Below are 2,797 nucleotides of genomic sequence, written 5' to 3'. Positions count from 1 at the left end.
TTATTGTGTCTATAAAATTAGGAACGAAAAATAAGGAGTGTCTACTATTTCAGTTTTATGAAATTGATAGTGTCTACCTTTTTAGTTTATAAAGTAAAAAAGTGTCTACAGAAATCAGGAAAAGTCACTCTTCAAGCGGTCCCTCGGGGATCACGTGATGGGGAACCGATGAACATGAGACGAGCAACCGTTGCTCACGAGGCGGGCAATGAGTGCCCAAACTGAGGGTCGCAATTTGGGCAATGTAAAATTGACTTTTCCTGATTTCTCTGACTTTTTACTTTTCTTGTTCGTGTAGTACAAAAATCAGTTTTATTCAAAGCTCTTGAGGCGGGCGATGTATTTGCCCAAGATGTCGAACTCGATATTTACGACTGTTCCTACTTCAATGTTGCAGAAGTTGGTGTTTTCTCGAGTATAAGGGATGATGGCTACAGTGAAGGTGTTGTCTGTAGGTTCGCAAACGGTGAGCGATACGCCATTGACTGTTACGCTACCTTTGTCAACGGTGAAATATCCCTTGCGTGCCATTTCCTTATTGAGTTCATATTCGAAGGTGAAATAGGTGGAACCATCTGCATCTTTCATGGCGATACATTTTGCAGTTTCGTCCACGTGTCCTTGTACAATATGTCCATCCAGTCGGCCGTTCATAATCATCGAACGCTCCACGTTCACCTTGTCTCCCACCTTGAGGATTCCCAAGTTGCTGCGGTCGAGCGTTTCCTTCATAGCCGTAACCGTATAAGTTCCGTCTTTGATTTCCACTACGGTAAGACAAACTCCATTGTGAGCTACGCTCTGGTCGATGCTGAGTTCATCCACAAAAGAACAAGACAAAGTAAAGTCTATATTCTCCTGATCATGCTTGATAGCCACAACGGTGGCCATTTCTTCTACGATTCCACTAAACATATTTTTCTATTGTTATTATATGATGATTAATATTTTGCTGAGATGCAGCTTATCTTATGCAAAGATAATGCAAATGAGCGCAATGAAAACTTGTTTTCAAATTGCCAAGTGCAGCTTATCTTATGCAAAGATACGACAAAAAGTTGAAAATCAGTAATAATTAAAGCAAAATCATTCTGTCATAGTTAAAAAACTTATTAAAATAATTGCGACTTTCCTTTGTTTTTTCAATGAAAAGCCGTATCTTTGCACCCAAAGTGTAAAGTTACACTTAAAAAAGATTCAACTGAGACTTAAACATTTACAATCAATCATATAAAACTAACAATAAAATGAAGAAAAAGTTATCAACAATCATGATGCTATTGGCCTCTTTATTGCCGATGAATGCACAAAATCTACAAAAGGGTGATTATGGTTATCTCTACTGTCACATGAGTGATAAGGGGGAATATACTGCTTTTGCCGTTTCTCGTGATGGATACAACTATCAGGATATCAATGAAGGAAAAGCTATTTTCAATCCTAAAGAGCATGCTCGCATTGAGGGCGGTACACGTGATGCTTACATAACTCGTACACATGATGGTAAGGGGTATCTGATGGTTACTACCGACATGTGTGTGGCTAAGAGTCATAAATGGGATAATTACGGTATTGATTTGCTCAAAAGTGACGATTTGATTCATTGGACAAGTGTTACTTTCGATTATCGTAAGGGTATGCAGAATTTCTGTGATGCGGCAACTGCTCAGTCTCCTTATAAGGATTGGAGCACTATCAACCGTGTCTGGGCTCCTCAGATATTCTGGGATCCAAATTATGTTTGGGAAAATGGTGAACGAGGTGGTTACATGATTTATTATTCAATGTTGAATCGCCCGGAGGAAAAGTATGATCGTATGTATTACAGTTATGCTGATAAGAGTTTTACGAAATTGACGACTCCGAGAATTCTCTTTGATTGGGGATATGCAACTATTGATGCTGATATTAATTTCCTCAAGAGCGATGGACTTTATCACATGCTTATCAAGAAAGAGGGTGGACATCGTGGTATCTTTACCGCTACAAGTAAGTATCTTACTCATAGTTGGGGCGCACCAGTAGAGGATGATTTCGTCAGCTTCGAGGGAAACAAAATGTGTGAAGGCAGCAGCGCATTCCAGTTGATTGGCGATGATACATGGCGCGTGGCTTATATTCAGTATAGTGACCATCCTAAGCATTATCGTATTTGCAAGGCCGATAAATATCTCCGTAATTTCTCTGATCCGGTGGATATTAAGGGTGTAACTGCTCCTCAGCATGGTAGTTTTATGAGATTGACCAAGAAAGAATACAAGCGACTCTTGGCATGGGATAAAAAACTGAGAGGAGAAAATAGTAAGTAATCCAGAATATTAGCCACACAGGCTTTCTATAACTTACCCACATAGAGTACTGCATGTTATCCATATTAATGGACTGGTATGTGGGGCTATGTGGGTAATGTGTTTATGTATATCTTAAAATCTGTATATGTGTACATCTATGTGTATGTGTACCCGCGCGCTCGTGTGTGAGTGCGCATGTATATAATAATGAGTTTTCTTTCAGTTTTAATGTTAAACTGTAATTAAATGTTAAAATCTTGGTGTTTTTGAAACTTTTTTCTCGAAATATTTTGTGGAATGGAAAATAGTTAGTACTTTTGCACTCGCTTTTGAGAAATCAAGCATTCCTCAAGGCAATAAAGAAAGAGTTCTTTGAAAGATTTTACATAAACAGACAAGTAGTACAAGAAGCGGTTAACTTCTTAGAAATAAGCAAGTTGACTGGGTAAAAGAAACGAACCGTCAAGAAATTGACATCAGGTTTACTAAGCTTCAATAAACGAAAA

General features: G+C 38.5%; 2 protein-coding genes. One reads left to right on the top strand and one right to left on the bottom strand.

What is annotated here, in order from left to right; genetic code table 11:
* Positions 1-312: 312 nt before the first annotated feature.
* Entirely contained in the window at positions 313-915 is a 603-nt protein-coding gene (locus EXN75_RS17100; RefSeq protein WP_134844729.1) for a riboflavin synthase, read from the bottom strand.
* Between the two features lie 332 nt (positions 916-1,247).
* On the opposite strand from EXN75_RS17100, the gene EXN75_RS17095 reads away from it, so the two are divergent.
* Positions 1,248-2,309, top strand: a complete 1,062-nt coding sequence (locus EXN75_RS17095; protein WP_118117366.1) for a glycoside hydrolase family 43 protein — start codon at positions 1,248-1,250, stop codon at positions 2,307-2,309.
* Positions 2,310-2,797 lie beyond the last annotated feature (488 nt).

The organism is Segatella hominis (assembly GCF_004535825.1).
Classification (GTDB): Bacteria; Bacteroidota; Bacteroidia; order Bacteroidales; family Bacteroidaceae; genus Prevotella; species Prevotella hominis.
Note: the sequence above shows the minus strand (reverse complement) of the source record. Positions and strands in the feature narration are given on the sequence as shown.

Coding starts and splice junctions, on each gene's coding strand:
- EXN75_RS17100 (WP_134844729.1), bottom strand. CDS start 915: ATGTTTAGTGGAATCGTAGAAGAAATGGCCACCGTTGTGGCTATCAAG.
- EXN75_RS17095 (WP_118117366.1), top strand. CDS start 1,248: ATGAAGAAAAAGTTATCAACAATCATGATGCTATTGGCCTCTTTATTG.